This window comes from Streptosporangium sp. NPDC003464, assembly GCF_053588315.1.
On sequence record NZ_JBSFPS010000405.1, the window covers coordinates 1 to 6,031 of the forward strand.

At 68.7% G+C, this 6,031-nt stretch carries 6 protein-coding genes and 1 pseudogene; 3 read left to right on the forward strand and 4 right to left on the reverse strand.

From position 1 onward, the window contains the following. Positions 1-72 precede the first annotated feature (72 nt). The gene (gene ctaD / locus ACWDS7_RS45720; RefSeq protein ID WP_451934395.1) at positions 73-1,647 is read right to left on the reverse strand and encodes an aa3-type cytochrome oxidase subunit I; all 1,575 of its coding nucleotides are present in this window, start codon (positions 1,645-1,647) and stop codon (positions 73-75) included. Further along, entirely contained in the window at positions 1,644-2,477 is an 834-nt protein-coding gene (gene ctaC, locus ACWDS7_RS45725) for an aa3-type cytochrome oxidase subunit II (RefSeq protein ID WP_451934396.1), read from the reverse strand. The genes ctaD and ctaC overlap by 4 nt, the downstream gene beginning before the upstream one ends. Before the next feature lie 132 nt (positions 2,478-2,609). Here ctaC and ACWDS7_RS45730 point away from each other — a divergent pair, with 132 nt between their 5' ends. The 3 genes from ACWDS7_RS45730 to ACWDS7_RS45740 are packed head-to-tail and all read left to right on the forward strand — an operon-like array spanning position 2,610 to position 4,521. Continuing rightward, positions 2,610-3,746 carry a cysteine desulfurase family protein gene (locus ACWDS7_RS45730; protein WP_451934397.1) on the forward strand — a complete coding sequence of 379 codons (1,137 nt, stop codon included), beginning with the start codon at positions 2,610-2,612 and terminating at the stop codon, positions 3,744-3,746. A gap of 25 nt (positions 3,747-3,771) precedes the next feature. Beyond that, complete coding sequence (locus tag ACWDS7_RS45735) at positions 3,772-4,041, forward strand: sulfurtransferase TusA family protein (protein ID WP_451934398.1); 270 nt, start codon at positions 3,772-3,774, stop codon at positions 4,039-4,041. 57 nt (positions 4,042-4,098) lie between these two features. Then, positions 4,099-4,521, forward strand: coding sequence for a CBS domain-containing protein (locus tag ACWDS7_RS45740; protein WP_306857579.1), 423 nt, complete (start codon positions 4,099-4,101; stop codon positions 4,519-4,521). Positions 4,522-4,807: 286 nt separating this feature from the next. On the opposite strand, the gene ACWDS7_RS45745 is transcribed toward ACWDS7_RS45740, so the two are convergent. Next, positions 4,808-5,794 (reverse strand): carbohydrate kinase family protein, encoded by a 987-nt coding sequence (locus ACWDS7_RS45745; RefSeq protein ID WP_451934399.1) that lies wholly within the window; start codon positions 5,792-5,794, stop codon positions 4,808-4,810. Between the two features lie 173 nt (positions 5,795-5,967). Further along, positions 5,968-6,031: pseudogene (locus ACWDS7_RS45750) on the reverse strand (iron-sulfur cluster insertion protein ErpA); the annotation flags it as partial.

Below are 6,031 nucleotides of genomic sequence, written 5' to 3' on the forward strand. Positions count from 1 at the left end.
GCCCCACCATGGCCGCGCGGGCGACCGCCATGTTGGCCAGCGTGCCCGCGGAGGTCTTCCAGGCGCCGCCCGTCACCCCGGCCGAACGGCGGGAGGGGACGAGGAGGTCGCCCACTCCAGGGAGTTGCCGAAGCCCCACGGGTCGTTCACGGTGACCTTCGGCGCGGTCTTGTGGGTCTTCCACACGTTGTAGAGGAACGGCAGCGTGGAGGCGCCCAGCAGGAAGGCGCCGACCGAGGAGACCATGTTCAGGTCGGTGAAGCCGTCGATCGGGCTGTAGTCGGCGTAGCGGCGCGGGAAGCCCTGCGCGCCGAGCCAGTGCTGGACCAGGAAGGTGGTGTGGAAGCCGATGAACAGCGTCCAGAAGTGCACCTTGCCCAGGGTGTCGTTGAGCATCTTGCCGGTGAACTTGGGCCACCAGAAGTAGAAGCCGGCGAACATCGCGAACACCACGGTGCCGAAGACGACGTAGTGGAAGTGGGCCACGACGAAGTAGGAGTCGGCGACCTGGAAGTCCAGCGGCGGCGAGGCGAGGATGACGCCGGTCAGGCCACCGAACAGGAAGGTGACCAGGAAGCCGATCGAGAACAGCATCGGCGACTCGAAGGACAGGTGTCCCCGCCACATCGTGCCGATCCAGTTGAAGAACTTCACCCCGGTCGGGACCGCGATGAGGAAGGTCATGAACGAGAAGAACGGCAGCAGCACCTGTCCGGTCGGGAACATGTGGTGCGCCCAGACCGTGATCGACAGACCCGCGATGGCGATGGTCGCGCCGACGAGGCTGATGTAGCCGAACAGCGGCTTGCGGCTGAAGACCGGCAGGATCTCGGTCACGATGCCGAAGAACGGCAGCGCGATGATGTAGACCTCGGGGTGGCCGAAGAACCAGAACAGGTGCTGCCAGAGCAGCGCGCCGCCGGTGGCCGAGTCGAAGATGTGGGTGCCGAGCTTGCGGTCGGCCTCCAGGGCCAGCAGCGCGGCGGCCAGCACGGGGAAGGCCATCAGCACCAGGATCGAGGTGAGCAGCACGTTCCAGGTGAACATCGGCATCCGGAACATGGTCATGCCGGGGGCGCGCATGCAGACGATCGTGGTGATGAAGTTGACCGAGCCGAGGATCGTGCCCAGACCGCTGATGGTCAGGCCGACGATCCACAGGTCACCGCCGATGCCCGGCGAGCTGATCGCGTTCGACAGCGGGGTGTAGGCGAACCAGCCGAAGCTGGCCGCGCCACCCGGGGTGAGGAACCCCGACAGGGCGATGGTGCTGCCGAAGGTGAACAGCCAGTAGCTGACCATGTTCAGGCGCGGGAACGCCACGTCGGGGGCACCGATCTGCAGCGGCATGAGCTCGTTGGCGAAGCCGGCGAACAGCGGCGTCGCGAACATCAGCAGCATGACCGTGCCGTGCATGGTGAACAGCTGGTTGAACTGCTCGTTGCTGGTGATCTGCAGGCCCGGCTGCGCCAGCTCCGCTCGCATGATCAGCGCCATGACGCCGCCGATCAGGAAGAACACGAACGAAGTGATCAGATAGAGGTGCCCGATGATCTTGTGATCGGTGGACGACGCCCACTTGGTGATGATCGATCCCTTGCGGGTCGTCACCGGCGCGAGGGCGATGGGCTCGTTAAGTGCGGTCACTGGGCACCCGCCTGGCTAGCGATGTACTGGTCGAACTCGGCCTGCGGGACGAGCTTCACGTTGAAGAGCATCCGGCTGTGGTCGACGCCGCAGAGCTCGGCGCACCGGCCGGCGTAGACGGCCGGCTTGTCCAGCGTGTCGACCTCGAACTTGTTCTCCACCCCGGGGATCACGTCCCGCTTGAAGTGGAAGGCCGGCACCCAGAAGGAGTGGATGACGTCCGGCGAGACGAGGTCGAACTCCACCTTCTGGTTGACCGGGAGCATCAGCTGCGGCCCCTGGGTGTAGTCGCCCACGGGCTTGCCGACGACTTCGACCTTCTTGCCGTTGTATTCGGTCGTGAAGCGCCAGCTCCACTGGAAGCCCTCGACCTTGACCTTCACCGGCGCCTGGCCGGACACGATGTTGATGTAGTTCTGGTCGCGCGCGGTGAAGAAGAAGAACACGCCGACCATGATGATCGGCACCACCGTGTAGAGGATCTCGATGGGGAGGTTGTAGCGCACCTGCGGCGGCAGCTCTTCCTTCGAGTGCTTCTTCTTACGGTGGAAGGCGACGGACCACAGGATCAGGCCCCACACGACCACACCGGTGGCGAGAGCGGCGATCCAGGATCCGTTCCACAGATTCTGGACGGTCTCGGCCTGCTTGGTGACGGCACCCGGCAAGCCGCCACGGGACCATTCTTCGGCACTACACGCCGTCGCGGACACCAACACCAGCGCCAGAGCGGCAGCGCGTGGCACCCGGCGGCGGGCCAACGGACGCCGTGCAGAACGGCGGGTCGGACTCACGGATCGCCTACCCCACAGATGAAGCCCAGGAGTCACTCCTGGGCGGTCGTTTATTCATGTTCACAACTTGTAGTTCACAGCTTTACGCTGGGGGACACATTAGCGCGGACCACCCCCGCCCCCCCGCGCAGCCCCCGATTGCGCCGCGCGTGATGCGACGATTGAGGCGTGGCGTACTTCGACGCGGCCTCCACCGAGCCGCTGCACCCTCAGGCACGCGAGGCCCTGATCGCGGCGCTCGACGTCGGCTGGGCCGATCCGGCGAGACTGTACGGTCCCGCCCGCCGGGCAAGCATGTTACTGGAACAGGCGCGCACCGAGGTCGCCGAAGCGCTCGGCGCCCGGCCCGACGAGGTCTCCTTCACCACCTCCGGCACCCAGGCGGTGCACCTGGGCGTGCTCGGCACCCTGCACGGACGGCGCCGCGCCGGGCGCCGCCTGGTGACCTCGGCGGTGGAGCACTCCAGTGTGCTGCACGCCGCCGGTGTCCACGAACGCGACGGCGGCTCGGTCGAGACGGTCGGCGTCGGCCGCACCGGCGCGGTGGACCTGACGGCCTTCGGCGAGGCGGTGCGGGCCGACGGCACGGCCCTGGCCTGCCTGCAGAGCGCCAACCACGAGGTCGGCACGGTCCAGCCGGTCGCCGAGGCGGCGGCCCTGTGCGCCGAGGCCGGCGTGCCGCTGCTGGTGGACGCGGCGCAGTCCGTGGGCCGGATGCCGCCGCCGCGGGGCTGGTCGGTGCTGACGGCCAGCGCGCACAAGTGGGGCGGCCCCGCGGGGGTCGGCGTGCTGGTGGTCCGCAAGGGCACCCGGTGGCGCAGCCCGCTCCCCGAGGACGAGCGGGAGCGCCGCCGGGTCCCCGGCTTCGAGAACGTGCCGGCGATCGTCGCGGCGGCCGCCGCGCTGCGCGCGATGGCGGCCGAGTCTGCGCAGGAGTCGGCCCGGCTCTCGGCGCTCGTGGACCGGATCAGGACCGAGGTGCCCCGGCTCGTCCCCGACGTCGAGGTCATCGGCGATCCCATCGCACGGGCCCCGCATATTGTCACCTTTTCGTGTCTTTACGTAGAAGGTGAGGCATTGTTGACAGAACTAGATAAGGCGGGATTCGCCATATCGTCCGGTAGTTCCTGCACGGCGAGTACGCTTCGTCCATCACACGTTTTGGAGGCCATGGGCGTGCTTACCCACGGGAACGTCCGGGTATCGCTGCCTCAGGGCGCATCCGCGGCGGACGTCGACCGCTTCCTCGCCGTCCTGCCGGACATGGTGAAGAGGATCCGCGAGGAGGCGGGCGTAAGGCTGTGATCGACATTCGGGGAGTGAAGGTTTCATGACGTCCAGGCAGACCGCCACGGAGGGATCCACCCAGCCTCCGGCGCTGACCATCGACGCGCTGGGCAAGAAGTGCCCGATCCCCATCATCATGCTCGCCGAGCAGATCAACCACGTCCCGCGCAACGGGATCGTCTCGGTCCTCGCCGACGACCCCGCGGCCTTCACCGACATCCCGGCCTGGTGCCGGCTGAAGTCCCACCACCACGTGGCCAGCCACGAGCTGCCCGGCGGCGGCTGGGCCATCCATGTGCGGCGCAACTACTGACCCGCCGGGAAACGGGTAGGACCCCCTGAAAGCCCAACACACGTTTCGGGGGGAACAATGAGCGGAGAGACCGCCAAGGACCTCATGAGCCCGGGGGCCCGCTGCGTGGAGGCGCACGAGACGCTCGACCGCGCCGCGCAGATGATGCGGGAGATGAACGTCGGCGCGCTGCCGGTCTGCGGCAGCGACGACCGGCTCAAGGGGATCATCACCGACCGTGACATCGTGGTCAAGTGCGTGGCCGCGGGCAAGGACCCGTCGAGGGTGACCGCCGGGGAGATGGCCGCCGGCCTGGTCTGGGTACCCGCGCACGCCACCGTCGGGGAAGTCCTGTCCAAGATGGAGGAGCACCAGATCAGGCGGCTCCCGGTGATCGAGAACAACCGTATCGTCGGGATGATCAGCGAGGCTGATCTGGCCAGACATCTTCCGGACGACCAGCTCGCCGACTTCGTCCATCACATCTACACGGGGGCCTGACCCCCGCACGGGGGCCTGACCCCCGCACCGCCCGGGGCCCGCCTGGCCCCGGGCGCTCCGGCCCCGGCGGCGCGGACCTCATGACGGACGAGGCCACCCAGGGGCGGGAACACGGCCCGCGGGTGGCACGGGCCTCACGACGGGCGGCGCCACCAGGGGCGGGAACACATCCCCCGGCGGCGCGGACCTCATGACGGGCGGTGCCGCCAGGGGGCTGGAACACGGCCCGTGGCGGAGCCGGTGAGCGGCCGGTGGCCGCCCGCCGGCTCCGCCGTGGCGGGGCCGCTCAGGCGTAGTGGCACTTCACGGACCGGGCCACCTCGGCGGCGGCCTCGGCGCCGTAGGCGGCGGCGAAGCGCTCCAGGAAGACCTGCTGCCCCAGTTCGTACTCCTGGCCGCCGACGCGCTCCAGGACGTGGGTGGCGGTGAGGTTGCCCACCTGGCCGCAGCGCTCCAGGGACAGCCCCCAGGCCAGGGCGGCCAGGAAGCCGGAGCGGAAGGCGTCGCCCACGCCGGTGGGGTCGGCCTTGCCGAGCTCGGGAGCCGGGGGGACGTGCAGGGACGGCTCGCCCTTGCGGTCGATCACCACGCCCTTGGGACCCAGCGTGGTGACGCGGACGCCGACCCGGTCGAGGATCTCCTCGTCGGACCAGCCGGTCTTCTGCTCGATCAGACCCTTCTCGTAGTCGTTGCCGAACAGGTAGGCGGCGCCGTCGACCAGCTGACGGATCTGGTCGCTGGGCATGCGGGCCAGCTGCTGCGAGGGGTCGGCCGCGAACGGGATGCCCCGCTGGCGGGCCTCGTCGGTGTGCCGGAGCATCGCGTCGGGGTCGTTGGGGCTGACCAGCACCAGGTCCAGGCCGCCGAGCCGCTGGGCGATCGGGCCGAGCTCGATCAGCCGGGCCTCGGCCATCGCACCGGTGTAGAACGACGCGATCTGGTTGTGATCATCGTCGGTGGTGCACAGGAAGCGGGCGGTGTGGTGGAGCTCGGAGACGTATACCGACTCGCAGTCGACGCCGTGCCGCTCCAGCCAGGAACGGTAGTCGGCGAAGTCAGCGCCGACGGCACCGACCAGGACGGGGTCCAGCCCCAGGCAGCCCATGCCGAAGGCGATGTTGGCCGCGCAGCCGCCGCGGCGGATCTGCAGGTCGTCGACGAGGAACGACAGGGACACCCGGTCGAGCTGGTCGGCGACGAGCTGGTCGCCGAAGCGACCCGGGAAGGTCATCAGGTGGTCGGTCGCGATTGAGCCGGTGACGGCGATGCGCACGGGATCTTTCTCCTCGTTGTCAGCATCTAAGGGAAGGGGTGAGCATTGAAACCCCGCAAGAATACGCGACCCCGCACACGCGCGACGGCCCCTATGAGACCCCGTAGACGCGCGGAAGCCCCGCAAGGTGATGGATGTCTCACCTCAGCGGGGCCGCCGCGCGGTTCTTCCGCCTAGTTGAACGAGTCGCCGCAGGCGCAGGAGCCCGTGGCGTTCGGGTTGTCGATCGTGAAGCCC

What these genes read in the sequence shown, in the direction of transcription:
- ACWDS7_RS45735 (WP_451934398.1), top strand. Translation starts at nt 3,772, where the DNA reads ATGACGTCCAGGCAGACCGCCACGGAGGGATCCACCCAGCCTCCGGCG.
- ACWDS7_RS45740 (WP_306857579.1), top strand. Translation starts at nt 4,099, where the DNA reads ATGAGCGGAGAGACCGCCAAGGACCTCATGAGCCCGGGGGCCCGCTGC.